Annotated in this window: 23 protein-coding genes, 1 tRNA gene and 1 rRNA gene; 15 read left to right on the forward strand and 10 right to left on the reverse strand. The window is 61.9% G+C overall.

Going from position 1 to position 23,625, the window contains the following annotated elements; all coding sequences use genetic code 11:
- Window positions 1–3 precede the first annotated feature (3 nt).
- Window positions 4–2,826, forward strand: a complete 2,823-nt coding sequence (locus tag ACW4DH_RS14805) for an insulinase family protein (protein WP_459637165.1) — start codon at window positions 4–6, stop codon at window positions 2,824–2,826.
- An 88-nt stretch (window positions 2,827–2,914) separates the two neighbouring features.
- Here ACW4DH_RS14805 and sbcB read toward each other — a convergent pair whose 3' ends face one another.
- From sbcB to minC, 4 genes are all read right to left on the reverse strand, one after another.
- Window positions 2,915–4,378 (reverse strand): exodeoxyribonuclease I, encoded by a 1,464-nt coding sequence (sbcB, locus tag ACW4DH_RS14810; RefSeq protein ID WP_459637166.1) that lies wholly within the window; start codon window positions 4,376–4,378, stop codon window positions 2,915–2,917.
- Between the two features lie 130 nt (window positions 4,379–4,508).
- The gene (minE, locus tag ACW4DH_RS14815) at window positions 4,509–4,763 is read right to left on the reverse strand and encodes a cell division topological specificity factor MinE (protein ID WP_459637167.1); all 255 of its coding nucleotides are present in this window, start codon (window positions 4,761–4,763) and stop codon (window positions 4,509–4,511) included.
- The gene (gene minD, locus ACW4DH_RS14820; protein WP_459637168.1) at window positions 4,760–5,578 is read right to left on the reverse strand and encodes a septum site-determining protein MinD; all 819 of its coding nucleotides are present in this window, start codon (window positions 5,576–5,578) and stop codon (window positions 4,760–4,762) included. The genes minE and minD overlap by 4 nt, the downstream gene beginning before the upstream one ends.
- 39 nt (window positions 5,579–5,617) lie before the next feature.
- Window positions 5,618–6,346 carry a septum site-determining protein MinC gene (gene minC / locus ACW4DH_RS14825; protein WP_459637169.1) on the reverse strand — a complete coding sequence of 243 codons (729 nt, stop codon included), beginning with the start codon at window positions 6,344–6,346 and terminating at the stop codon, window positions 5,618–5,620.
- Between the two features lie 244 nt (window positions 6,347–6,590).
- Between minC and ACW4DH_RS14830 the strand changes: the two genes are divergently transcribed.
- Window positions 6,591–9,395 (forward strand): DUF349 domain-containing protein, encoded by a 2,805-nt coding sequence (locus tag ACW4DH_RS14830; RefSeq protein WP_459637170.1) that lies wholly within the window; start codon window positions 6,591–6,593, stop codon window positions 9,393–9,395.
- Window positions 9,396–9,479: 84 nt separating this feature from the next.
- A tRNA-Met gene (locus ACW4DH_RS14835) sits at window positions 9,480–9,556 on the forward strand.
- Window positions 9,557–9,858: 302 nt separating this feature from the next.
- Here ACW4DH_RS14835 and ACW4DH_RS14840 read toward each other — a convergent pair.
- Window positions 9,859–10,695 (reverse strand): DUF3750 domain-containing protein, encoded by an 837-nt coding sequence (locus tag ACW4DH_RS14840; protein ID WP_459637171.1) that lies wholly within the window; start codon window positions 10,693–10,695, stop codon window positions 9,859–9,861.
- Between the two features lie 202 nt (window positions 10,696–10,897).
- Here ACW4DH_RS14840 and ACW4DH_RS14845 point away from each other — a divergent pair, with 202 nt between their 5' ends.
- On the forward strand, window positions 10,898–11,830 hold the full coding sequence (locus ACW4DH_RS14845) for a tetratricopeptide repeat protein (RefSeq protein ID WP_459637172.1): 933 nt from the start codon (window positions 10,898–10,900) through the stop codon (window positions 11,828–11,830).
- A gap of 80 nt (window positions 11,831–11,910) precedes the next feature.
- Here the strand turns inward: ACW4DH_RS14845 and ACW4DH_RS14850 are convergent, their stop codons facing one another.
- Window positions 11,911–13,065, reverse strand: coding sequence for a MalY/PatB family protein (locus ACW4DH_RS14850; RefSeq protein WP_459637173.1), 1,155 nt, complete (start codon window positions 13,063–13,065; stop codon window positions 11,911–11,913).
- A 39-nt stretch (window positions 13,066–13,104) separates the two neighbouring features.
- Here ACW4DH_RS14850 and ACW4DH_RS14855 point away from each other — a divergent pair, with 39 nt between their 5' ends.
- The 8 genes from ACW4DH_RS14855 (at window position 13,105) to ACW4DH_RS14890 (ending at window position 18,161) form a co-directional block, all read left to right on the forward strand.
- Window positions 13,105–13,530 carry a hypothetical protein gene (locus ACW4DH_RS14855; protein ID WP_459637174.1) on the forward strand — a complete coding sequence of 142 codons (426 nt, stop codon included), beginning with the start codon at window positions 13,105–13,107 and terminating at the stop codon, window positions 13,528–13,530.
- A 185-nt stretch (window positions 13,531–13,715) separates the two neighbouring features.
- Window positions 13,716–14,582 carry a hypothetical protein gene (locus tag ACW4DH_RS14860; protein WP_459637175.1) on the forward strand — a complete coding sequence of 289 codons (867 nt, stop codon included), beginning with the start codon at window positions 13,716–13,718 and terminating at the stop codon, window positions 14,580–14,582.
- Window positions 14,582–14,995 (forward strand): acyl-CoA thioesterase, encoded by a 414-nt coding sequence (locus ACW4DH_RS14865; RefSeq protein WP_459637176.1) that lies wholly within the window; start codon window positions 14,582–14,584, stop codon window positions 14,993–14,995. The genes ACW4DH_RS14860 and ACW4DH_RS14865 overlap by 1 nt, the downstream gene beginning before the upstream one ends.
- Window positions 14,992–15,462 (forward strand): Cys-tRNA(Pro) deacylase, encoded by a 471-nt coding sequence (gene ybaK / locus ACW4DH_RS14870; protein ID WP_459637177.1) that lies wholly within the window; start codon window positions 14,992–14,994, stop codon window positions 15,460–15,462. The genes ACW4DH_RS14865 and ybaK overlap by 4 nt, the downstream gene beginning before the upstream one ends.
- Window positions 15,463–15,526: 64 nt before the next feature.
- The gene (locus ACW4DH_RS14875; RefSeq protein ID WP_459637178.1) at window positions 15,527–15,838 is read left to right on the forward strand and encodes a hypothetical protein; all 312 of its coding nucleotides are present in this window, start codon (window positions 15,527–15,529) and stop codon (window positions 15,836–15,838) included.
- Window positions 15,822–16,343: a DUF501 domain-containing protein gene (locus ACW4DH_RS14880; protein WP_459637179.1), complete on the forward strand. Its 522-nt coding sequence runs from the start codon at window positions 15,822–15,824 to the stop codon at window positions 16,341–16,343. The genes ACW4DH_RS14875 and ACW4DH_RS14880 overlap by 17 nt, the downstream gene beginning before the upstream one ends.
- A gap of 247 nt (window positions 16,344–16,590) precedes the next feature.
- Window positions 16,591–17,139: an LOG family protein gene (locus ACW4DH_RS14885; RefSeq protein ID WP_459637180.1), complete on the forward strand. Its 549-nt coding sequence runs from the start codon at window positions 16,591–16,593 to the stop codon at window positions 17,137–17,139.
- Between the two features lie 53 nt (window positions 17,140–17,192).
- Entirely contained in the window at window positions 17,193–18,161 is a 969-nt protein-coding gene (locus tag ACW4DH_RS14890) for an NAD(P)H-quinone oxidoreductase (RefSeq protein ID WP_459637181.1), read from the forward strand.
- Window positions 18,162–18,169: 8 nt separating this feature from the next.
- Here ACW4DH_RS14890 and ACW4DH_RS14895 read toward each other — a convergent pair whose 3' ends face one another.
- Both ACW4DH_RS14895 and ACW4DH_RS14900 read right to left on the reverse strand, forming a co-directional pair.
- Complete coding sequence (locus ACW4DH_RS14895; RefSeq protein WP_459637182.1) at window positions 18,170–18,700, reverse strand: hypothetical protein; 531 nt, start codon at window positions 18,698–18,700, stop codon at window positions 18,170–18,172.
- Window positions 18,701–18,926: 226 nt separating this feature from the next.
- Window positions 18,927–19,439 (reverse strand): tetratricopeptide repeat protein, encoded by a 513-nt coding sequence (locus tag ACW4DH_RS14900; protein WP_459637183.1) that lies wholly within the window; start codon window positions 19,437–19,439, stop codon window positions 18,927–18,929.
- A gap of 229 nt (window positions 19,440–19,668) precedes the next feature.
- Here ACW4DH_RS14900 and ACW4DH_RS14905 point away from each other — a divergent pair, with 229 nt between their 5' ends.
- From ACW4DH_RS14905 to ACW4DH_RS14915, 3 genes are all read left to right on the forward strand, one after another.
- The gene (locus tag ACW4DH_RS14905) at window positions 19,669–20,700 is read left to right on the forward strand and encodes an NADP(H)-dependent aldo-keto reductase (protein ID WP_459637184.1); all 1,032 of its coding nucleotides are present in this window, start codon (window positions 19,669–19,671) and stop codon (window positions 20,698–20,700) included.
- Window positions 20,701–20,877: 177 nt separating this feature from the next.
- The gene (gene yaaA / locus ACW4DH_RS14910; RefSeq protein WP_459637185.1) at window positions 20,878–21,657 is read left to right on the forward strand and encodes a peroxide stress protein YaaA; all 780 of its coding nucleotides are present in this window, start codon (window positions 20,878–20,880) and stop codon (window positions 21,655–21,657) included.
- A 358-nt stretch (window positions 21,658–22,015) separates the two neighbouring features.
- Complete coding sequence (locus tag ACW4DH_RS14915; RefSeq protein WP_459637186.1) at window positions 22,016–22,831, forward strand: Tim44 domain-containing protein; 816 nt, start codon at window positions 22,016–22,018, stop codon at window positions 22,829–22,831.
- 67 nt (window positions 22,832–22,898) lie between these two features.
- Here ACW4DH_RS14915 and ACW4DH_RS14920 read toward each other — a convergent pair whose 3' ends face one another.
- Together ACW4DH_RS14920 and rrf are read right to left on the reverse strand one after the other, a co-directional pair.
- Window positions 22,899–23,099 (reverse strand): hypothetical protein, encoded by a 201-nt coding sequence (locus tag ACW4DH_RS14920; protein WP_459637187.1) that lies wholly within the window; start codon window positions 23,097–23,099, stop codon window positions 22,899–22,901.
- A gap of 244 nt (window positions 23,100–23,343) precedes the next feature.
- Window positions 23,344–23,459 (reverse strand): 5S ribosomal RNA (rrf, locus tag ACW4DH_RS14925).
- Between the last annotated feature and the right edge of the window lie 166 nt (window positions 23,460–23,625).

The raw sequence follows: 23,625 nt of genomic DNA on the forward strand, positions 1-23,625 counted from the left end.
ACAATGCCTCACTTGATCCCGCGCGTCTGGCTTCTCGCCCTGACGCTACTACTGGGCCTCGCCGGCTGTCAGCACATGACCCGCTCCGAGACGGATAGCGCGAGCGTCGCGCCGATCCAAAGCCCCAACGATAGCCGCGACTATCGTGCCCTGACGCTCGACAACGGACTCGAAGTGCTGCTGGTCAGCGACCCCGACGCCGACAAGGCTGCAGCGGCCATGAACGTGGCCGTGGGCAGCGACAACGATCCCGAGGCAGTTCCGGGCCTGGCGCATTTTCTCGAACACATGCTGTTCCTGGGCACCGACCGTTATCCGCGAGCCGATGCCTACCAGAGTTTCATCAGCCAGCACGGCGGCAACCACAACGCCTTCACCGCCGACCGGGACACCAACTACTTCTTCGATATCGAGCCTCAGTCGCTTCCCGAAGCCCTGGATCGTTTCAGTCACTTCTTCATCGATCCGCAGTTCAACCCCGAGTACGTCAACCGCGAGCGCAACGCCGTCAACTCCGAATACCAGGCCCGCCTGCGCGACGATAGCCGCCGTATCAACGAAGCCCTGGGACAGGCCCTCAACCCCGAGCATCCGGCCACGCGCTTCTCGGTGGGCAGCCTGGAGACCCTGATCGATGGCCAGCAGCCGCTGCGTGAAGCCCTGATCGATTTCTACCAGCGTCACTACGGCGCCAACGTCATGCACTTGGCAGTACTCGGCCCGCAATCCCTGGATACGCTGGAACAACTGGTTCGAGAACGCTTTGCCGCGGTCCCCGATCGCGGTCTTGAGCGTCCCGAGATTCCCGAATCCCTGGTCACCGACGCCCAGCTGCCGGCCCGCCTGGAAGTGCAATCGCTACAGCAGGAGCGCCAGGTGCGTTTCCTGTTCCCAATCCCCGATCCTATCGGCGACTACCGCACCAAGCCGGCGGAGTACATCGGCAATCTACTCGGTCACGAAGGCGAAGGCAGCCTGCTGGAAGCGCTGCGTGACGCCGGCTGGGCGGACGGTCTTTCGGCGGGAACCGCGCAGTCCGATGGCGACGATGCGCTGTTTGCCGTCTCCATCAGTCTGACGCCGGAAGGCGCCCAGCACCTCGACCGTATCCAGGCCAGCCTGTTCGCGCAGATCAAGCGGCTGCGCCGGCAGGGCATCGAGCAGTGGCGCTACGCTGAACAGGCGCGCCTCGCCGAGCAGGAGTTCCGTTTCCAGCAGCGCGGCGAGCCCATCCATACCGTCAGCGCCTTGGCCATGAGCCTCGCCTACTATCCGCTGAAGGATGTCCAGTACGCCCCCTACCGCATGGATGCGTTCGATGCCGCGCGCATCCACGACTACCTGGACGAACTGACCCCGGAACAACTGCTGCGTGTCTATAGCGGCCCCGAGGTCGAAGGCCAGCAGGTCAGCGATTACTTCGATGCCCCCTATACCCTGACCCGGGTCACGCAATGGCCCGAGGCTGAGCCGCTGCCGGGCCTCGCACTGCCGGCACCCAACCCGTTCATCGCCGAGGATTTGACGCTGCAGGACGTGGACGCCGAAATGCCCGCGCTCATCGTCGACTCGCCCAATGTCGAACTCTGGCATCTGCCCGACAACGATTTCGGGACGCCACGCGTGGAGTGGCGCTTCAGTCTGCAGAACCCGAGCGCGGCGGCACATGCTCGCGACGCGGCGTTGACCCGCCTGCTCGCCGGCTGGCTGAACGACAGTCTTAACGAGCGCTTCTATCCGGCCCGTCTGGCCGGGCAGGATTTCAACGCCTACGCCCATGCCCGCGGCATGACGCTGTCCTTCTCGGGCTGGCGTGACCGTCAGGGTCGGCTGATGCACGACGTCGTCGAACAACTGCTGCATGGCGACATCGATGCCGACAGCGTCGCTCGGGTCAAACTCGGGCTACAGCGGCAGTGGCGCAATCTGCCGCAGGACGCTCTCTATCAGCAGATGTATCGCACCTTGGGCGAAGCATTGATCCGCCCACAGTGGACCAGCGAAGCGCTTCTCGAGGCCATCGAGCCGCTGAGCGCCGAAGACGTACGCGCCTATCGCGAGCAATTTCTTCACCAGCTCCACCTGCAGGCCATGGTGGTCGGCAATCTTGATAGCGAGCTGGCACGCCGGGAAGGGCTGACGGTCGCCAATGCACTCGCCCCCACCCTGAGCGATTCGGCGATTCCCGAGCTCAAGCCGCTGGACATTCCCGCCTCAGCCCCTGAACTGCACCCGCAGACGGGGCGCGATGACTTTGCCGTACTTCGCTATATGCAAGGGCCCGATCGCTCTCTCGCGGCGCAGGCCCGCCTGGCGGTGATCGGCCAGTTGATCGACGCGCCGTTCTATACGCAGTTGCGTACCGAGGAGCAGCTCGGCTATGTGGTGCGCGCCGGCTATCAGCCGCTGCTCGACGCGCCGGGTCTGAATCTGCTGGTGCAATCACCCGACACGCCCAGCTCTGTCATCCAGGCACGCATGGACGCCTTCCTCGACAGCTTCGACAAGCGCATTGCCACGCTCGATGAGCGCGGCCTGGTCCCGTTCCGTCAGGCCGTACACGACCGATTGCTCGAGCGCGACCAGTCCCTCGGCGATCTGACCGACCGGCTATGGCAGACGCTGGCTTACGGCGACATCACCTTCGATCGCCGGGAGCGCCTAGCCAAACAGGTCGCGCCCCTGCAGGCGGAAGATATCCGTCAGGCATGGCAGCAGTTGCGCCAGGCCTCGGTACTCAGCATCACCTCCGCCCCGGATGCCGAGCCCAGCGATATCATGGCACTGACTCAAGGCTTCGCTCCCCTGCCGGAAGTATCGCCCTAACTTGTCCGGCATTGACTGCAGAGAAAGCACCAACGAAAACGCCCGGCACCGTAAGGTGCCGGGCGTTTCCTTGCCCAGAACGAAAGACTTAGCCAAACGCCTCGGCCGGCATGATCGACTCCACGTACATGACCAGCTCTTCGAGTACCTGTCGGGAGCGGTCATCCAACGCGGCCTGATTGAACTGCTCGATTTCACGAGCGAAGCCCTGCAGCGTCAGCCCGCCCAGCGAGGCATCATTCATGCGAGCCCAGCGGTAGCTCTCCCACTGCGCCTGCTCGTCGCTGGAAAGCGTATGCGGATAGCTGCGCGCCCGATAACGGAACAACATCTCCTCCAGACGTGGATCCTGAAAGGCGAAAGAGGCCTGCCCCAGGGCCTCCGGTGCGGCGTCTCGTACGCGCTGCATCTCCTGGCGGTCCGCAGCGGAGAAGAAACCGCCGGAATAGAGCATCAGATCGGGATCCCGCGGCCCGTTTGCCTCGTTATTCGCCGCGAAGACCGTCGCCACCTTGTGGGCGGCATCGGGATGCGCCGTCAGCGTCTGCCAATGGACCTCGCAACGCTCACGATCCAATTGCAGCCGCGCCGCCACCTCGGCAGTTACGGCACTGATCGGCATCAGCACTGGGCTGCGATTGATGTGCACGACCTTGAGCGGGATGCGCGACTCGCCCTCGGCCAGCTCGTCAGCGCTGACGAATACCCGCTCGCGGATCGCCTCGGCGGATAGCTCGAGCAGCGCTGCCGGGTCCATGGACAGGTCGTAGACGATCACGCCATTGGGGTTGCTGGGGTGCGCGGCCAGCGGCACCACCAGGGCGCTGCATCCCCGGCTGGCGGGATAACGCCGCGAGATGTGCAGCATCGGCTTGCGCGCCGTGATGTCCAGCAGCTGCGCGACCTGGCGCTTCTGGCGCAGTCGCAAGAGATAATCGAACAGACGCGCGTTACAGGTGCGCAACAGCCGTGCCAGGGCAATCGTCGCCCGCACATCGGCCAGGGCATCGTGCGCGCCGGCATGGGCAATGCCGTTGGCCGCGGTTAGGTGCTCCAGCTTGAAGCTGGGCGCGCCATCCTCGCGCAGCGGCCACTCAATGCCCTCGGGGCGCAGCGCGTGAAAGGCGCGCACCACGTCGATCAGATCCCAGCGGGAGTTGTCGTTCTGCCATTCGCGGGCATAGGGGTCGAGGAAGTTGCGATAGAAAAGGTGCCGACTGACTTCATCGTCGAAGCGCAGGGTATTGTATCCCAGCGAACAGGTGCCGGGCTGACTCATCTCGGCATTGATACGCGCGGCGAACTCGGCCTCGGGCAAGCCACGCCGGCGCGCCGTCTGCGGCGTGATTCCGGTGATCAGGCAGGCCTGGGGATGAGGCAGGTAATCGTCGGCGGGCTTGCAGTAGAGTGTCAGTGGCTCGCCGATCTCGTTGAGGTCGGCATCGGTACGAATGGCGGCGAACTGCGAGGGGCGATCCAGGCGCGGATCGGCGCCGAAGGTTTCATAGTCGTGCCAGAGGAAGGTGGGCTGTCGTGATGCGGGCTGCGCCATGCCGGTCTCCACACATGCCGAAAAACGCCCAGCCTAGCATAGAGCGACAACCGCCTCAGCACTTATCATTGGCCGAAGCGTTCATCGCCCTGCGTTCCGGCTCGCGGGCACCGCCAGCCACGTGGGACAATCAGCCGCTACGCGGCAGAGTGACGTTAAGCTCCAGAACCGAGCAGTCGTCCTCGCTGTCGAGGGTAATGTTGATGGCATCCTGATCGACCTGGACATAGCGCCGAATCACCTCGAGCAGCTCCTTCTGCAGCATCGGCATGTAGTCGGGCTGTCCTCGCTGGCCACGCTGGTGGGCCACAATGATCTGCAGCCGCTCCTTGGCGACCGATGCCGACTTCTTGCGTTCGCCTTTGAGGAATTCGAGCAGTTTCACCGACGACCTCCTCCGAACATACGGCTTAGCAGGCCCTTCTTCTGGACCGAATGAAAGCGTAACGGTACATCCTCTCCCAGCAAGCGCGAGACGGTATCGGCATAGGCCTGACCGGCATCGCTGCTCTGATCGTGTGTCACCGGGATCCCCTGGTTGGAGGCACGCAGCACCGCCTCCGACTCGGGAATCAACCCGATCAGGTTGATCGCCAGGATTTCCCGCACGTCATCCAGGTTGAGCATGTCACCGCTATCCACGCGATCCGGATCGTAGCGCGTCACCAGCAGATGCTCCTTGACCGGATCGAGATTCTTTTCGGCACGGCGCGTCTTGGAGGATAACAGCCCGAGGATACGATCGGAGTCGCGCACCGAGGATACCTCGGGGTTGGTCACCACGACCGCCTCGTCGGCGTAATACATCGCCAATTGCGCGCCGCGCTCGATACCCGCCGGCGAGTCGCAGATGATGAAGTCGAAAGTCTCGGCAAGCGTATCGAAGACTTTTTCCACGCCCTCCGCCGTCAAGGCATCCTTGTCGCGTGTCTGAGACGCCGGCAGGATATGCAGGTTCTCGACCCGCTTGTCGCGAATCAGCGCCTGATTCAACCCCGCCTCGCCCTGAATGACGTTGATAAGATCGTACACCACGCGACGCTCGCACCCCATGATCAGATCCAGGTTGCGCAGCCCCACGTCAAAGTCGATCACCACCGTCTTGTTGCCGCGCAGCGCCAGGCCGGTGGCGATGGCTGCCGCGCTGGTCGTCTTGCCGACCCCACCCTTGCCGGAGGTCACTACAATGATCTTGGCCAAGATTAAGCTTCCTGTTGCATATAAGATGATCGATAGCGTTTATGCCAACGGCGAAATACTGAGCTGATCGTCGCTGAGCTGTACCTGTACCGCCCGCCCCAGAAGCCGCGGATCGATATCGTCAAGCCGCTTGTAATTGCCTGCCAGCGATAGCAGCTCGGCGTGCAGCTCATTGCAGAAAATACCCGCTTCACGGTCGCCGTGAATACCGGCCAGCGCGCGCCCGCGCAACGGACCATAAACATGCACACTACCCGCCGCGAGCACCTCGGCCCCGGCATTGACAGCTCCGACCACGATCAGATCGCCGTCCGGAGCACTGAGTTGTTGGCCCGAGCGCACCGTGCCACGGTGCAACCGGCTACCACCCGCCACCGCCGTCACGGGCTCCGCTTCTGCTGCCGTATCGTTTTCATCGTTCGGCGCTACGACCCTCGGTCGGGACTCCTGAGGCGGAAACCACCCCAACCCCAATGCCCACGCCGATTGACGGACGGGATCCCCCCCTCCGCGTACCGCCACCGGCAGCAGCTTATGGGTTCGGCAGACGGCACAAATGCGTTCCAGCGCCAAGTGCGGCTCATCGAGACGCTCGACACTGAGCACCACCGGGGTATGCTGGAAGAAAGCCGGTGACTGACGCATCTTGCCCGCCAACTGCGCCTGAATACGCTCAGGATCGGCACTGGCTAGCTCCAGTACCGTCATGGGCAGCATGCCCCCTTTGAAAGTAAAGGCATCACCTGCCCTGTCCACGTTGAGGCTCATGGCCGAACTCCACGTCGGATAATCAGAATAAAGCTAAGCGAGCGACAGCATTGCTGCAACTGATGATATGCCCAGCACTCGGGAGTTGATAGGTGTCTCCGCTTGACGACAGACTTCCTCTTCCCCCCGTCAACAGCACATGCTTAGATAATATGCTATCGGTGCCACCAGCAGGAGCCGCTGTCGTGGCCGCCACCGCCACTTCATCATCTAGCCACACCATGCATAGGATGCACGCCGGGTCATGTCAGGATTCTTTCGCCGTTTCTTCTCCCCCCGCTGGCAGCACCGCGATCCCGAGGTTCGCTGCCAGGCCGTGGCCCGTCTCGACCCTCAGCACGACGAGGATCTGACGCGCCTGGAGCAGCTCGCCGGGGATCCCGATGCCCGGGTACGCCACGCCGCGCTATCCCGGCTCGACAATCCCGAACGGCTGTTGGCTCTGTTGCCTACGCATAGCTCAGCGGAGTTGCGGGAACGGCTTTTGCGCCTGCTGTGCGGAGGCATTGAAACACCCCCGCTCGCTCTGCGCCAATCGTTGATTGCTCACCTCGATGATCAGGAGCTCCTCGCCGCCATCGCCCTGCAGGGTGATAACCTTCAACTGCGCCTTGCCGCCCTCGACAAACTCGAAGACGAGGCAGCGCTGATCCGCCAAGCCAGCGACAATGGCATTGCCGCCGTACGCCACGCGGCGGCCGAAAGAGTGACTAGCGAAACCGGGCTGGCACAACTGATTCGCGAAGCCAGGCGCGACAAGCAAGTCGCGCGACTCGCCCGTGAACGCCTCAACCGCCTACGGGCCGATGAAGCCCAAGCCGCGGCCATGCGCGCCGAGCGGCAGCGTATTCTTGACGCCATGGAGAACTTGGCACAGCAGCCCTGGGAGCCACTTTACGCCGCCCGCCATCGTCACCTGACCCGGGCCTGGGAAGCGTTGGGCGACCCCGCCAGTGCACAGCAGGAGCAACGCTTTTTCCAAGCCAGCCAGCGTTGCCACAAGGTACTGAGCGATCATGAAACCGAAGATCACGCCCTCGCGGAACAGCAACGCCGGCGAGACGCTGCCGCGCAGGCACGTCAGGCTCTGATCGAGGCTCTGGAAGACACCCTTCAGGGGCTACGTCAGGCTCAACACCTCACCGCTCAGGATATCGACACCCTGCGTGCCCAACGCCGTCTGCACAGTGAGCGCTGGCAGACGCTTTCCGATCGCCATCCCCCCGATACGCAGACTGCCGAGCGCTATGCCCAGGCACTGCAAGATATTGCCGCAATCAGTGATGCCTGGGACAAGGCAGAGGTGCATGCCGAGGAGTTGCGACAGGCGCTGGAGGGCTCGGTGGCGGAACTCGAGGCAAGCCTTGCTCGCCTGGCCTGGCCTGCGGACCTGCCGCCGCCAGCCAGCATCGCCCAGGCTCGAGAACGACTGCAACAGCAGAAGATCACTCCCACGCCGGCAACCGAGGCACGTGCCTGGCGTGACGATCTCGAGCAGCTCGAGACCCTGCTGGATCGCGGCGCGTTCAAGGCCGCCAGCCGCTTGCATCGCACCCTTCGCCAGCGCTTTGACAGTCTCGACGTCGCTACTCGTCATACCTATGAGGCGGCTCTGAAACGCCAAGGTGCCCGACTCGCGGAGTTACGTGACTGGCGAGGTTTCGTGGCAGGTCCCAAACGCGATCAGTTGCTCGAAGCCATCGAGACCTTGGCGGCGGAGACCGGCATGCCGGAAGGCGAACGCGAGCGTCGACATCGCCAACTGGTCAAGGAATGGAAATCGCTGGGCGACGCCGCCGCGACCCAAGAGCTGGCGGCTCGGTTTCGTGATGCCTCGGATCGCATTCATAGTCAGCTCGCTCCCTGGCGCGAAGCACTCGAAACCCAGCGCCAGCAGCACCTTGAAGCTCGCGAGGCGTTATGCGCACAGCTCGAGGCCCTGCTCTCCCAGCCCAACCCCGACGCGGATCCCGATGCGTTGCGCCAAATCCGTGACAAGGCCCGCGAGCAATGGCAGCGCCTGACCCCCGTCCCCCGCGATCAAGCCCGCCCCATCGGCCAACGCTTTGGCAAGATCCGGCGTGCGCTGCAGGAGCTTATCGATCAACGTGCCAGTGAGATCGCCGCCGCCAAGCGCGAGTTGATCGACCAGGTGCGCGGACTCCTCGAAACCGAGTTGCCCGCAGTGCAACGCGCCGAACGGGCCAAGGAACTGCAAAGCCGCTGGCGCGCCCTGGGGCGCGCGCCTAAAGGGGAAGAACAACTGTTATGGCGCGAGTTTCGCGGATTGTGCGATCGCGTTTTCGCAGCGCGCGATGCCGAGCGCGAGCACCGTACCCAGCGCACCCAGCAGCGGCTCGAGGCCATGCAGGCCCTGATCGACCGGTTCGAAGCCTGGCAGCCGACCAGCAGCAGTGAAAGCGCGCTGCTGGAAACGGCCATTGCCGAGGCCGATGCACTGGAACCGTTACCGGGCGGGCGACGTAGCATCGGCATGCGTCAGCGCTGGCAGGGTATCGTGCGCTCCCGACGGGAGCGCCTCGAGCGGCTGGCGTTGGCGGAGCAGGCACAGCATTGGCAAGCATGGCGCGCGCTGATTGAAGCCCACGTCGATGCGGATACCCGAGCGTTGATTGGCGATACGCCAACTCGCGTTGAGGTCAGTGATGCCCTGGCCGGAAACGCCCTGCCCGATGATGTCCATCGTGCGCACGAACGCCGCAACGATGCACGGACCATTTCGGACAGCCAGGCTGCGCTAGAGCGGCTCGCCCAGTTGCGCGTGTATCTCGCCCTGCTGGCGGGCGACCCCATCGAGCCCAGCGAGGAGCCGCTGCGCCTGCAGGTACAGGTATTACGGCTCAATAACGGCTGGGGCCAGCCCCAGCGTCAGGCAGACGAACTGCGCGAAGTGCTCCTCGCGATATTGGCTACCGGCCCGCTCGGCCGCGCCGAATGGGAAGCACAACTCCCGCGTATGGCCTCGCTGCTTCAATCGCTTGCGCTACAGGAGCCGGGCAACTTTCCGCCTTCTGAGACCAAGGATTAAAGCGTTCCGGCGACGTCAGCATAAATACGTTGGTCGCCCTTGACTTAGCGGCGAATATCCGTAGAATACGCCCCATCGATTTGATGCGGGGTGGAGCAGCCTGGTAGCTCGTCGGGCTCATAACCCGAAGGTCGTCGGTTCAAATCCGGCCCCCGCTACCAACACAGAGAAACCGATACCGAAAGGTGTCGGTTTTTTTGTATGGATCGAAAAAGCGCCCCGGTCGTCGGTTCCCTCTCGTTTCAACTTCGGCAGCCCCCGCTACCCACATCAGAGAACCGATACCGAAAGGTGTCGGTTTTTTTGTATGGAACGAAAAGGCGCGCCGGTCGTCGGCTCCCTCTCGTTTCAACTTCGGTGGCCCCCGCTACCCACATCAAAGAACCGATACCGAAAGGTGTCGGTTTTTTTGTGCGCGGAAGAAAGCGACGGCTCAGCCTGCCGACCCTCGGTTTCATTGCCACTACGGTGTTACCGGCTCAGGATCTATCATCCGCTCAAGCTCGGCGTTTTGATCTACTTGTCGCTGTCTGTCGCTACCCGTAGGCTGGGGCATACCCAGACGCCCGACTCCCGGCAGCTTCAAGGCCGGCGACGTAACGTCCACGCCGACCGTCAGGCCCAGCAGGTTGAGTTCGACTCCTTCGTCCCATGCCGCCATGGCACCCAATACCCCCCATAAGGCGAGCTGATAACCGGTTTCGCTGGGCGCGCGTGCCACCAGGCCCTCCAGCAGATAGTCCTTGCCCAATGCCAACGGCGGGAAGTCGACCTTCAGTTCCGGCACCTGACGCACTATCCAGGCGGTGAAGGTGTTGCTGTTGGGCCCCGGCCAGATACGATAGACATCCGGCGCGGGATAGCGGGCCACCGCCGCCTCGATAGCGGGAATCGCGCGTGCCGCGGCGTCTCCACGCAGCTCGGCAAGCAGTGTCGGCGGATTGCCGAACCAGGTCCGATCGGGCGCTTCGAAACGGGAGATTACCGTGGGCCGGTGCCACCCCAGCACCTGATGAGTCCGGTATTGCTCGGCATTCTCGGCCTTGGTGGCGATCCAGGTATGCACGCCAAAGGCGCCCCGCCAGTCGAAGGCTCGTGCCGCATAGACTTGCACCACGGCATCACGCACTTCGTCAGGCGCCGGCGCCTGACCGGTGCTGGTCCGATCCGCCTGGAACCACGCGACGTCGCGCTCGAGCTGATGGCCGGCCAGCATGTAGGCAGGCCCCGCCAACAGCAGCCCCAGCACCGTCACTAGACTCAGTAGCCCCTTGATGATCAAGCTTCCCCACCATCGCATTGTCCGTCTCCCTGGGAGAAGCCATATCCGGTTTAGGTATACTACTTTCTGACACCGGCGCGGGATCCAGCGTTTCGCACGCAGCTTGCATTACCGACGACTCATGCCCAATGGCGGCTTTCCATCGCGCCGGGCTTGAATCTGTGCGCCGCCACCCGCATAACGGCTGATATCTGTCCATTTTCAGCCAAAGGTCAACACTATGCCGATCGTCGACCCCCGTACCGGTGCTCCGCTCAGCACGCCGGAAACTGCGGAGTCCCCGTCTACTCCCGCGCAGGATCCGGCGGCTTACATCGTCGAGATCGACATGAGCAACTTCCAGCAGGTCGTGCTGGAAGGTTCCATGCAGGGTCCGGTTCTGCTCGACAGTTGGGCGCCTTGGTGCGAGCCCTGCAAGAATCTGATGCCGATTCTCGAGAAACTGGCCCACGAATATCAGGGCGCCTTCGTTCTCGCCAAGCTCAATATCGAGGAGAACCAGGAAATTGCCGCGCAGCTCGGCATCCGCTCGGTACCCGACGTCAAGTTGATCGTTCAGGGCCAGCTCTACGACCATTTTCAGGGCGCGCTGCCCGAGAAGCAGATCCGCGAATGGCTGGCCCAATATATTCCGGCGCCAGAAGCCGCTGCAGAAAGCCCCGAAGAGCAAGCCGAAGCGGCCCTGGCAGCAGGCGATGCAAGTACGGCTCGAGCGATCTATCAACAATTGACGCAAGACTATCCTGAGCACTACGACTACCAGATTGCCCTGGCCGGCGCGGTGCTGGCCGAAGGTTACCCTGAGGAGGCCCGCCAGCTTCTCGACAATCTACCCCCGGAGCATCGCGATGCCGCCAAGGCACGTGGTGTCAGGGCGCGTATCGAATTCGGCGAAGAAGCGCCCAGCGACGATGAACTGGCGACACTGGAAGCACGCGACGATAGCGAAGCTCGCTTCAAGCGGGCGCTGCGCCACGTCGCCGATGGGCATTACGAAGCCGGCCTGGATGGGTTGCTGGCGCTGATGAAATCCGATCGCGCCTATGGCGAGGATGCCGCGCGCCTGACCCTGCTGCGGGTCTTCGATGCCTTGGGTGCCGAGCATCCGCTGACCGTCACCTACCGCCGCAAGCTGTTTGCCCTGCTCTACTAAGGGCGTTGCCGAGGGCAGTATCCTTGTCCCCTGCCGCATTCGCGGACAGGGGGCTTGCTGCCTTGGGTTTCACTATTCCCTCATTGCTGTCCCAGCAAGGCCTCCAACCGATCGAGCGCCTCCACCAGATTTTCTCGCGGCGTGCCGAAGTTAAGCCGCACGAACCCTGGCCAACCAAAATCCGCGCCATCCGACAGTGCCACTTTGGCTTCTTCCAACAGGACCCGTTGAGGTGAGTCGCCAAGCCCGGCCCGACGCAGATCCAGCCAGGCCAGATAGGTGGACTGAGGAGGAGAGAAACCTACGACAGGCCAGCGCGCCACATAGACCTCCAGCACGCCGAGGTTGTCGCGTAGCGTGGCCAACAGCGCCTGCCGCCAGGGCTCGCCCTGGGTATACGCCGCCTCGGCCGCCGCCAGCCCGATGAGATTGACGTCGGGCAGCAAGCCCTGCCCTGCCTCACGGAAGCGCTGGCGCAGCTTAGGGTCGGCAATCACCGCACAGGCGCAGGATAGGCCGGCGACATTAAAGGTTTTCGAAGGTGCCCATAGTGTAATGATGCGTTTGGCCAGGCGTGGGGTGAGCGCGGCCAAAGGCACATGCCTTTGTTCGGGATCCAGGATGAGATCGCAGTGCAGTTCATCGGAGACGATCAGCAGGTCGTGTCGCTCGGCGATGTCGGCCAGCCCCGTCAGCTCCTCGCGCGTCCACACGCGCCCGGTGGGGTTGTGTGGATGACACCACAGCAACAACCGGGTCTGCGGGGTGACGGCCGCCTCGAGCGCCTCGAGATCGAGCCACCAATCGCCTCCGGGACGCTCGGGCTCGCCAAGCGCCACGGTCTGCGCAATGCGCCCGGTGCGTTCGGCCACCTTGAGAAACGGCGGGTAGATGGGAGTGACGCTCAGCACACCATCGCCCGGGGACGTCAGCGCCAGACTGGCCAAGTGCAGTGCCGGCACCACACCCGGCAGCCACACCTGCCAGGCGGACTCGATCGGCCAGGCGTAGTGCGTCGCGCTCCAGGCGCACAACGCGTCGCGCAGTGCCGCCGAGGTATATCCGTAGCCGTAGACGGGATGAGCAATGCGTGCTTCGATGGCCTCGACCACCGCAGGGGGCGAGGCAAAATCCATGTCCGCGACCCATAACGGCAATACATCTTCGCCATAGCGGTGCCATTTGTGAGTGGGATACTGGCGACGGTCGATTCGCGTGGCAAAATCAAAACTCATGGTGCGCCTTATTTTTAAAACTCAGGAGATTGCTTGAACATGCCTGAAAGCCTCTTTTATGCCAAGGCCATGCGCGGGTGTTCACGCCTGGTGGGCCATTGGTTGCTGCTCGGCCAGGCCCGCCCCGACCAACTGGCAGCGATCCTCGCCGATACCGCACGCGTCGCCAAGCTCGGCGAGCCCAGCGAGACGCCCGACGGCGCAACCCTGGCCGAGTGGAGCGATGCGACCCGTCCGCCCTTGTGGGCCGCGCGTAGTGCGCTGTTCCTGCTGGTTCAGTTGCCTTCCCGCCCCGCGCCACAAGACGAAGAGGAAACCTGTGCCTGGGCGTATTGCTGGCTTCGCAACCGCGACTTCGACTCGCTGGCAGCGGCCCGGGCAGCCCTGCCGGCTCATCTTCACCAGCGACTCGACACCGCGCTCGAAGCGGCCTGGGATGACCGGCACGCCCAGCGGCTGATTTAAACAGTGCCACCGGGTTCGTCCCCTGCCGGCGGGCGTGCTCGCCGGACGTATCGATCAATGCAGCGCGACATGCGACCAAGGAGGGGATTGTGGCGCCACAGCCGGGCGTCTAGGGTGTTTTTTCTTCATCGCGCCCTTTCATGACATACTGGGCCGTCCCCGGTTTCCGACGAGATCTGTCCCGCATGGATGTTCCTTTTTCCTGGCAACTGGCCAAGCTTGCCGTCTCGGTGGGCGTTGTACTGGGCCTGTCGCTGATCGCCGAGCGCGTCAGCACGCGGGTCGCCGGCCTGCTGTCCGGTTATCCGCTAGGCACCGCCATTGCCCTGTTCTTCATCGGCCTGGAAATCTCACCCGAGTTCGCCGCCAAAGGCGCCATTCATACATTGGCCGGCTTCACCTCCACGCTGATGCTGGGCGCCGGCTACTGGCTCTGTGGTCGCGCGCCGGGATTCAGAGGCGTCCTGCTGGGCACGGCCGGCGGCCTGGCGGGATGGCTGGCGACGAACGCACTGCTGGCGACGTTCGACTTCAGTCGTCTGGGCGGTACTCTGACCACCCTGGTCGCCATCGGCTTTTTCACCTGGCTATACCGTCGGATTCCCGAAAGCCGCGTAAAGGCACAAGCCGACTTCTCCTGGGGAGCGCTGAGCCTGCGTGCGGGTCTCGCGGCGGGCATCGTATTTGCGATTACCGCCCTGGCTCACGTGCTGCCGCCCGCCTGGGCGGGGCTGCTGGCAGCTTTTCCGGTCACCATGTACCCGTTTCTGGTAATCCTGCATCTCAGCCATGGCCCACGCCCCGTCGCCACGGTGATCAAGCATTATCCAGCCGGACTCGGCTCGCTACTGGCCTACGCTCTGTGTGTATCGCTTGGCTATCCCACCCTGGGCCTGGTCTGGGGCACGCTGGCGGGATTTCTCGTCGCCACGCTGGTGCTCGTGGCCTACACCCGGCTCCAGCCTCTCATGCGGCAAACGCGCCCTGAGCAATCGCCGCTGGCCCCAGTGACCGGCGCCGATGATAAACGCCCCGCAAAGGAAGTTTCGTGATGTTTACCCGCACTCTGGAACCTGCGTTCTACGATACCGATGCCCTGGGCCACATCAACAATACCCGGCTGCCCGCCTGGTTCGAGCTGGCGCGCAACGACCTGTTCCGATTGTTTGTGCCCGACCTCGAGCTGCGCCGGTGGCCGCTGATCCTGGCGAAACTTGAAGTCGAGTTTCTCGCCGAGCTCCACTATGGTCAGGATGTCGAGATCCGCACCTGGCTCTCGCGCCTAGGCAACAGCTCTTTCACGGTCACCCAGGAAGCCTGGCAGAACGGCCGTTGCGCGGCTCGCGGTCATACCGTCATGGTCCATTACGACCATCAGGCGAGCGCGGCACAGCCCATCTCACCGGCCCTGCGCGAGACATTGTCGCAACATCTCGTCGACGCTCCCGCCGAGGTCCGCACATGACGCCGGCCATTCGCTTGCTGAAGCAAAGCGCGACACCGCACGACGTGCTGGAATACGTGCACGATCCCGATGCCCCCGCCTATGGGGAAGAGGCCGCACGGGCCTTGGCCTTGGATCCCGCAAGCGTATTCAAGACGCTGCTCAGCGCGCTTGACGACGGCCGGCTGGTCGTTGCCCTGGTCCCGGTGACCGGCACGCTGGACCTCAAGGCTCTGGCCAGGGCCGCCGGGGCCAAGAAGGCCGCGATGGCCGAGGCGGCCTTGGCCGAACGCACCACGGGATACGTGCTGGGTGGCATCAGTCCGCTGGGGCAGAAAAAGCGCCTGCCCACCTTTATCGATGCCAGTGCTGCGCGACTCGAGAAGCTACATGTCAGCGGGGGGCGACGCGGCCTGGAAATTGGCTTGACGCCCCAGGCTCTCATGGCCCTGACGGATGCCACCCTGGCACCGCTGGCGAAGCATTGATAATGGTTGACGGCGCGACCACCGGCGGCGAGGCTTGGCAGTCTGTCCGCCAGAGCCGCCGACGGTGATTCGCTACGACCTGTGGCTGACTCCCGACGACGTGGGTCGTCATCGTGCCGTGGAAGCAGAGCTGGAACGCTATTTTCTCGAGCGCTTCGCCGATTATCCGCACTTCCGGTTGCCGGGGGCCGATCCCTACGATTATGATGCGCCGTTTAATCGTCTTCATGGCGTCCTGCTGGCCCGCGCCGCGGATTATTGTCAGCGCCGCTGGAACTATGTTCCGACTCCGCTACAGCTCAATCAGGCGTTTTTCCGCGCCATCGCGCATTCGACGAAATTCATACTGGACCCTCCTCATGGTGACCCGCACTAACCAGGCGCCAACGGACCGTCAGCTGACCATCATTACCCAGCAGCTCGGGCGTGCGCCACGTGGTATTCAGGCCGTCAGCGCAACCGATAGCCAAGGCACACCGCTGGTGCTGCGCATGGAATCGATCGTCGACGCCAAGCCGTTCCCAACGCTCTACTGGCTGTGTTCAGAGCGCCTCAAGGTCGAACTCTCACATATCGAGGCACGCGGCGTGATCAAGGCGCTCGAGGCGCGCCTGCAGCGCGAGCCCGACTTCCTGGCCGCCTATCACCGCAGTCACGAGGATTACGTGGCCCAGCGTTGGCAGTACATGAGCGAGTCCCAACGTCACCAGGCCGAGAATCTGGGGTATGCCGAACTGTTCCGTCATCGCGGCATCGGCGGCATCGGCAACTGGGACCAGGTGCGCTGCCTACACACTCAGTACGCGCATCACTTATGTGGCCATAACGTCATAGGCCAGTGGCTGGACGCCGAATACGGTGTTTGCGATCACGTCGCCTGATGTTCTTGCCTCCGATAGTGACTGTCATGTTCTTCTGGAGACCAGCACGGGTGCCGCTATTGCCAGCCTGAGCGGATCGGCGTGATGATCGTTATCGTCGGCGTCGGCCTGAAACTGCTGCGCAGCGTCATGCGCCGCGATGCTGAACGTGCTCCCCGAAGAGGCGCCTTGACGGCGCCTTCTTGATTCGTGCCGTTGCGCTATGTCGGATGCGTTAGGATAGAATTTTGACCACAGGAGACTCACGGTGCGTATCTGCGTTTATCTGGGATCAAGAGAAGGCAGCCACCCTCAGTTCCGCCAAGCTGCCGAAGCGCTGGGGCGCGAGATCGCCCGGCGCGGCTGGGGATTGGTTTACGGCGGCGCGCGCATTGGCCTCATGGGAGCGGTGGCCAACGCTGCCCTGGCTGAAGGCGGCGAGGTGATCGGCGTCATGCCAGGCCATCTGGTGGAGCGCGAAATGGCGCATCAGGGCCTGACCGAGCTTATCCACGTCGCCAACATGCACGAACGCAAGGCGAGCATGGCTGCTCGCGCCGATGCCTTTGTCGCACTGCCGGGAGGTATCGGGACACTGGAAGAATTGTTCGAAGTCTGGACATGGCAGTATCTGGATCTGCATGACAAGCCGATCGGCGTACTCAATGTGGCAGGGTTCTACACACCGCTGCTGGCCTTTCTCGACAACACCGTGGAGTACGGTTTTCTCAACCCGGCAACCCGGGCCAATCTGATTGCCGAGGCCGAGCCCGACATGTTGCTGGCCCGCCTCGCCACCCCGACGAGAGTCGTGTGACATAACCGCAGCCGTTTGGGTAAAGTGGCAAGAAACTCACGGAGGATGCGCTAATGTACGCGATTGCAATCGAAGACAAGGAATTGGTCTGGCGAGAGCACGAGACGCCCCGCGGAATCGGCCCCGACGAGGTACGTATCGAAGTCGCCTGGGCCGGCATGAATCGCGCCGACCTGATGCAGCGTGGCGGCAATTATCCGCCACCGCCCGGGGCCTCGGAGATTCCCGGCCTGGAAGTCAGCGGCATCGTTGTCGAAACCGGCCCATCGGTGGAGCGCTTCAAGAACGGCGATCAAGTCTGCGCCCTACTGGCCGGCGGCGGTTATGCCGAGCAGGTCGTGGTGCCGGAAGGCCAGGTGCTGCCGATTCCTCAGGAACTCGGACTGCGCGAGGCAGCGGCGCTGCCTGAAGTCTTTGCCACCGCCTGGCTCAATCTGTACATGGAAGGCGCGGTCCAGCCGCGCGAACGGGTATTGCTGCATGCCGGCGCCAGCGGCGTAGGCACTGCGGCGATTCAACTATGCCGGGTGCAGGGAAACCCCTGCTTCGTGACAGTGGGCAGCCAGGAAAAACTCGACGCATGCCGCCAATTGGGCGCCGATGCCGGCTGGAACCGACATGACGGGAGTTTCGTCGAAGCCGTCAAGGCCTGGGGCGGTGCAGACATGATTCTCGATCCGGTGGGGGGCGACTATATCGCTCAGGATCAGGAAGTGCTGAACGTCAATGGCCGGCTGGTGCTGATCGGCCTGATGGGGGGGCGCGAAACCCAAGTCGATCTGGGTCGCCTGCTGATGAAGCGTCAACGGCTGATCGGCTCAACCCTGCGCAGCAAGACTCCCAAGGCCAAGGGCGCCATTCTCGATGCCCTGTGCGCCCATGTCTGGCCCTGCCTGAGCAGTGGCGAAATCAAGCCCTTGATCGATCAGGAATGGCCCATTCAGCAAGCCGAAGAGGCCATGCGCTGTATGGCCGACAACAGCACCACCGGCAAGATATTGTTGCGTGTCAGCGGCGCCTGATCGCTTTCTCAGGGCCGCGGGGGCGGGCGCAGCCCGCCCCCCTGTACAGCCCCGGCCGTCTTGTGAGTCTTCAGATAGGTCAGTTGCAACAGACGGGCATCGTCGCCGGCGCGGTGGCGCTGAATGGCATACTCGTCGATGACCGCTGCCTTGGTGGCGTTCCAGTGTTTCAGCTGGGTATCGTCGAGCAGTCGGCGCAGCGCCTCCAGGCGAAAACGCGGCAACATGCCGGCATGATGGAACAGCAGGGAAAGCCAGGTATTGTCGTATCCCCAACTGTCACTGTAGGCAATGCCCGCTTCACTGAGCTCGTCATTAAGCCAGCGTGCCACTTCAACGACGGGATAACCCTCACGATGCAGGCGGCCACGCGAAATGCCATGCAGCAGCTCGGCCTTGGGGTCCCAGTGCGTCCACTCCCCGAGCGGCTGAATAAGGAAGGCACAGGTCGTGCCATCCGCTCTTGCCAGGCCGATCTCGATGGGATAGCTGCCACGTCCAAAGCCGGACGCCTCGATGTCTAGCAGGATAGGCAGCATAACATTGTCCGCATGTTCAATTCGAAGGTAGGCGTTATTGCCAAAGCCAATCCATGGTTTATCGGCAGCTTGGCAAAAAACTGAGGCGCGCTTCAAACGATGGAAACCCGCTGAGCCGTTGTCGCAGATCGCTTCGGCACTCTTGGCCATGGCGAGACAGACATCGAGCCCTGACCTTGTGGCAGGGCTCGATCGACACGTCAGGATGGGCTTACCGTATGAGCGCTTACTGGGTCAGACTGATACGAGGATCGTCCTGGTCCAACAACCCCGCATGATGTTCCGCCAGGACCTGCCACTCTTCGGCACGCTGCAGCTCTACCGGCAGACCCAGCTGCCCTTGGCGATAGGCCTGCGCCAGGCGCTCCGCAGCCAGAGCGTGCCCGGCCTCGCCGGCACGCGCGTACCAGGTCACGGCATGGTCGTCCCGACACGCATACTGGGCACAGCCATGCTCATAGATACGTCCCATCTGGTATTGGGCGTGCAGGTCACCGGCCTGGGCCGCCTGTAGTACATAGCGGGCCCCTTTGGCTTTGTCCTGAGGCGAAGCGCCGCGATGGAACAGCATATGACCGTAAAGCGATAAGGCAGCCGTATGCCCGGCATTGGCACAGCGCTTGAACAGGCGCATCGTCAGCCGATGCTTACTGGCCGAACGGGTGAGCCAACGGGTATGGAAAAGCTGTTCCGCCAACCGATATTCAAGCTGGGTGAACACAGAAGATGCCTGATGCATGGCAATGACCCTGATTCCACAGACTTGGTTGCAAATAACTGAATCGTAGCGCCGAATCTGGCTCCCCTGAGTCAACGACGCATTACTCCACCCTTGCCGCATCCGGTATCACCCGGGGCAACGGGTCGCCAAGCATACGCCTCCAATTTGACTGACTCAACCCCGGATTTGCCGGTTTCTGCAGCCCCCGCTAACATGCGGATTCACCCCCTTGCTCGCGGAGTTTACGATGCAGACACGCCCTCTCGGCAATACCGGTATCGAGGTTAGTCGCCTATGTCTCGGCACCATGACATTTGGCGAGCAGAACAGTGAAGCCGAGGCCCACGCGCAGCTCGACCGAGCCACGGAATTCGGCATCAATTTCATCGATACCGCCGAGATGTATCCGGTCCCGCCCAAGGCCGAGACACAGGGTCGCACCGAGTCTTATCTTGGCAGTTGGTTAAAGCGTAGTGGAAAGCGCCAGAAGATGGTAATCGCCACCAAGGCTGCCGGACCAGGGTTGGAGCACATTCGCGGCGGCCCCCGCCTGAACCGCGAACACCTTCATCAAGCCATCGATACCAGCCTTAAGCGGCTCGGGACCGACTACGTCGATCTTTATCAACTGCACTGGCCGGACCGTAACGCCAATTTCTTCGGTAAGCTGGGTTACGTACCGGACGAGAATGAGGATTGCACACCGCTGGAGGAGACCCTCGAGGCTCTCAAGGAACTTGTCGAGGCCGGCAAGGTCCGCGCCATCGGGCTGTCCAATGAAACCCCCTGGGGCGTGATGCGCTGCCTGCATCTCGCCGATACTCAAGGCCTGCCGCGCGTCGCAAGCGTGCAGAATCCCTATAACCTGCTCAATCGCAGCTTTGAAGTGGGTCTAGCGGAAATCGCCCATCGCGAACACGTCGGGCTGCTGGCTTACTCACCGCTGGCTTTCGGCGCGCTTTCGGGCAAGTATCTCAATGGCGCTCGTCCGCCGCAGGGGCGCCTGACGCTGTTTGAGCGTTTCAAGCGCTATACCTCCGAGGTCGCCGATGATGCCATTCACGCCTATGTCGATATCGCTCGCGAGCATGGCCTGGATCCGGCGCAAATGGCACTGGCTTTCGTTAACTCCCGGCCGTTCCTGACCAGTAACATCATCGGTGCCACGACCATGGAGCAACTCGAAGCCAATCTGGCCAGCGAAGAGATGTCACTCGACAGCACCGTCATCGACGCCATAGAAGCGGTACACCGCCGCCTGCCGAACCCCTGCCCATAAATTTAAGATCGTACAGGCCTCACCCGGCTCGCAATGGCGGGTGCAGGCCGATTCCCCCTGCCTGAACTAGGCGCGAGGATCTCTGCGGGGCCTATCGTATCGATAGCACCTTCGCATCAGCCTCGTATGCTCCGCTTGGTATAATGCCTCACCAAGCTTATCCCGAGAGAGACAATCATGTTGAGCATTATTTCGCCAGCCAAGACGCTGGATTTCGAGACCCCCGCCACGACCGCGACCTATACCCAGCCCGATTATTTGGAAAAGAGCGCCCAACTGATAGACATACTGCGGTACTACTCTCCCCAACGTCTCTCCGAAATGATGGGCATCAGCGACAAATTGGCGGGCCTCAATGCAGCACGCTTTGCCGAATGGGCGCCTCCGTTTTCTCCCCAAAATGCCAAACCGGCCATTCAGGCATTCCAAGGCGATGTCTACGCGGGGCTAGAGGCGAGCACATTCAGTGAAGAAGACAATGCCTTCGCTCAACGCCACCTGCGTATTCTGTCCGGTCTTTATGGCCTGCTGCGTCCCCTCGATCTGATTCAGCCTTACCGCCTGGAGATGGGAACACGCTTGTCCAACCCGGCCGGCAATGATCTGTACGCCTTCTGGCGAGACTCGCTAACCACTGATTTGGACGCTGCCGTCTCGCAGAGTGGCACCCCGATTCTGGTCAACCTGGCGTCCAATGAGTATTTCAAGGCCATCGATGCCCGTCGGCTCTCGGCCCGAGTCGTCACGCCCGTCTTCAAGGATGAAAAAAACGGTCAATTCAAGATTATTAGCTTTTATGCCAAAAAGGCCCGCGGCCTGATGAGTGCCTGGCTGATCCGTGAAAAGATTGAAGATGTCGATGCCCTTGTGACATTCGCCGGTGGCGGCTACCGCTACAACCCTGCCATGTCGCAAGGAGATACTCTGGTCTTTACCCGAAATGCGGGTGAAGCTTAAACATTACCTTATTAAGGCTCGCGTAGAGACTAAATGAGGTCAAGCAATGCTCATTCAGCCAGGTCAAAACTAAATGCATCTGCCGCGGCACAATGGCTCTACCTACCCAGTCCACTGTGCCCCCGGCAGCAACCATACACCCCATCCTCAGAACGACTTTTACGTACCATACCTTCAGATTCGGCCTGCCCTGACAGCTTGGGGTGGTGTCCGACGTCCCCGGCTCTACTTAAGCTTATTAGCAATATATAGCCGCTAAAAATAACGCGATTTCTTATCTCACAGAACACATTCAGGCATCGAATTATCGGTAGAATAAACTGTCAAATTACAAACGCATTAATCCCAGGAGATATTCATGCGCAACCTGTTCGTCATGATGCTGGTCGGTTTGCTGGGCTTCGGCCTGGCGGTCGATCATGCCGAGGCTCGTCGCCTTGGCGGTGGAAAGAGTGTCGGCAGTTACTCCCGGTCGGCGGATAGCCCTTCGGCATCGCCGGCACGCAACAACGCGGCAACCAGTACATCCCGAAAACCCAGCAGCGGGCTGTCCAGGTTCGCCGGCCCCTTCGCCGGGTTGCTTGCAGGTGGCTTGCTGGCCTCGCTGTTCTTTGGCGGCGCTTTCGACAACATCCGCTTTCTCGACATACTGTTGATGGTGGGAGCGATCTGGCTAGCTTTCCGGCTGTTCCGCTCTTTCAAGCGACACCAGCCAGCGCCTGCCACCGGTCCTTATGCACGTAGTGCCCCGGCAGAAACACCGCTACAAACTTCAAGTGCCGCATCCAGCTCTATGAGCAGCACTCCGGCTTGGTTTGACAAGGAACGCTTTCTTGGGGGAGCCAAGGAGCACTTCATGACACTGCAACGGGCTTGGGACAATAACGATCTCAGCGGCATCCAGGAATATGTCACCCCGGAACTGTACAACCTGCTACGTGAGGAACGGGCCAATCAACCGGCCAATAATCGCACCGAAGTGGTAAGACTGTTCGCGGAGCTTGGCAGTGTTCAGGAGCTTGGCAAGCAAGCCGAAGCCACTGTCATTTTCCACGGCATTCTTGATGAAAATGGCGAGCAGAACGAGTTCAACGAGACTTGGCATTTGGTTAGGGAATTGCGTGACGACGCCCCCTGGTATGTTCAGGGCATCGAACAGAATCCCAGCGTTTAAAGGGATTTGATAGCAAAAAGCCGGGCTAAGAAGCCCGGCTTTTTTTGGCACCAATTTACTGCGATAATTAATTCTGCGCGTCTTCCGCCGCATCCTGAATCTCTTCGCCGGCATCTTCCATGCTATCTCCGGCACTGTCCATGGTACTGTCAACACTCTCGCCAGCCTCTTCCGCCGGACCGTCATTATCACAACCCACGACGCCGAACGTCATCAGACCAACCAACAGCGCCAAAGCAAACTTCTTGAATACATCGATACGCATCATGTCTCCTCCTGAGGATATTACTCCATCTAACGCTTAACTCGAGCCCATAACAGAAAAGGGCTCACCAATGAATCTACACACCCCCAAGGTAGCAATAACCGAGGGCTTTTTCCGCCCCGTTTTTCCCAGCGTCCTCGTTTTCTAACGAGACGGGGCCGGCGCCCGTCCGACGACGAGGGCGGCCTACCGGGGCCCCAGACGACAAAACCCCCGGCCTCGGAAGGACGGGGGTTTCGGAAGAAGTGCCTGACGATGACCTACTCTCGCATGGGGAGGCCCCACACTACCATCGGCGCTGAGCGGTTTCACTGCTGAGTTCGGCATGGGATCAGGTGGTTCCCGCACGCTATGGTCGTCAGGCGTAACTGGTGTCGTCGCGTACCAAGGGCTCGCCTTGGACACGTGATGACGCAACATGGATCCTGCTGACGGTGATACGTCTCTTGCCTATCCGGCGATTGTCGAGGTGACCGTCAGACCCCTTGGGGTTATATGGTCAAGCCTCACGGGCCATTAGTACACGTTA

The sequence above is a fragment of the Halomonas sp. WWR20 genome, from assembly GCF_054602495.1.

Coding starts and splice junctions, on each gene's coding strand:
- ACW4DH_RS14805 (WP_459637165.1), top strand. CDS start 4: ATGCCTCACTTGATCCCGCGCGTCTGGCTTCTCGCCCTGACGCTACTA.
- sbcB (WP_459637166.1), bottom strand. CDS start 4,378: ATGGCGCAGCCCGCATCACGACAGCCCACCTTCCTCTGGCACGACTAT.
- minC (WP_459637169.1), bottom strand. CDS start 6,346: ATGAGCCTCAACGTGGACAGGGCAGGTGATGCCTTTACTTTCAAAGGG.
- ACW4DH_RS14830 (WP_459637170.1), top strand. CDS start 6,591: ATGTCAGGATTCTTTCGCCGTTTCTTCTCCCCCCGCTGGCAGCACCGC.
- ACW4DH_RS14840 (WP_459637171.1), bottom strand. CDS start 10,695: ATGCGATGGTGGGGAAGCTTGATCATCAAGGGGCTACTGAGTCTAGTG.
- ACW4DH_RS14845 (WP_459637172.1), top strand. CDS start 10,898: ATGCCGATCGTCGACCCCCGTACCGGTGCTCCGCTCAGCACGCCGGAA.
- ACW4DH_RS14850 (WP_459637173.1), bottom strand. CDS start 13,065: ATGAGTTTTGATTTTGCCACGCGAATCGACCGTCGCCAGTATCCCACT.
- ACW4DH_RS14855 (WP_459637174.1), top strand. CDS start 13,105: ATGCCTGAAAGCCTCTTTTATGCCAAGGCCATGCGCGGGTGTTCACGC.
- ACW4DH_RS14860 (WP_459637175.1), top strand. CDS start 13,716: ATGGATGTTCCTTTTTCCTGGCAACTGGCCAAGCTTGCCGTCTCGGTG.
- ACW4DH_RS14865 (WP_459637176.1), top strand. CDS start 14,582: ATGTTTACCCGCACTCTGGAACCTGCGTTCTACGATACCGATGCCCTG.
- ybaK (WP_459637177.1), top strand. CDS start 14,992: ATGACGCCGGCCATTCGCTTGCTGAAGCAAAGCGCGACACCGCACGAC.
- ACW4DH_RS14880 (WP_459637179.1), top strand. CDS start 15,822: ATGGTGACCCGCACTAACCAGGCGCCAACGGACCGTCAGCTGACCATC.
- ACW4DH_RS14890 (WP_459637181.1), top strand. CDS start 17,193: ATGTACGCGATTGCAATCGAAGACAAGGAATTGGTCTGGCGAGAGCAC.
- ACW4DH_RS14895 (WP_459637182.1), bottom strand. CDS start 18,700: ATGCTGCCTATCCTGCTAGACATCGAGGCGTCCGGCTTTGGACGTGGC.
- ACW4DH_RS14900 (WP_459637183.1), bottom strand. CDS start 19,439: ATGCATCAGGCATCTTCTGTGTTCACCCAGCTTGAATATCGGTTGGCG.
- ACW4DH_RS14905 (WP_459637184.1), top strand. CDS start 19,669: ATGCAGACACGCCCTCTCGGCAATACCGGTATCGAGGTTAGTCGCCTA.
- yaaA (WP_459637185.1), top strand. CDS start 20,878: ATGTTGAGCATTATTTCGCCAGCCAAGACGCTGGATTTCGAGACCCCC.
- ACW4DH_RS14915 (WP_459637186.1), top strand. CDS start 22,016: ATGCGCAACCTGTTCGTCATGATGCTGGTCGGTTTGCTGGGCTTCGGC.
- ACW4DH_RS14920 (WP_459637187.1), bottom strand. CDS start 23,099: ATGATGCGTATCGATGTATTCAAGAAGTTTGCTTTGGCGCTGTTGGTT.